The following is a 279-nucleotide window of genomic DNA, read 5'->3' on the forward strand; positions in this document are numbered from 1 at the left end:
CAGCTGCTTGTTGAGCTTGTCCTTCTCGCGCTCGAGCAGGAGGAGCTCCTTCTTGGTCAGGCCGGAACCGTGCACGTCGGTGAAGTCCATTTCCTCAAGTTCCTTGAGGCGGTTGACGCGCTTGGAGACGGTCTGGAAGTTGGTCAGCATGCCGCCGAGCCAACGCTCGGAGACGTAGGGCATGTTCACGCGGGTGGCCTGGTTGGCGATAGCTTCCTGAGCCTGCTTCTTGGTGCCGACGAAGAGCACGGTGCCGTTGTGGGCCACGGTGGTCTTGAT

The 279-nt window shown here is 60.9% G+C and carries 1 protein-coding gene; it reads right to left on the bottom strand.

Annotated elements, in window-relative coordinates; genetic code table 11:
- Positions 1–279, bottom strand: a 279-nt coding sequence (gene rpsB / locus QWY29_RS20255) for a 30S ribosomal protein S2 (RefSeq protein ID WP_300963031.1), incomplete at both ends; no start/stop codon positions are given.

This window comes from Nocardioides abyssi (assembly GCF_030412915.1).
Taxonomy (GTDB): domain Bacteria; phylum Actinomycetota; class Actinomycetes; order Propionibacteriales; family Nocardioidaceae; genus Nocardioides; species Nocardioides abyssi.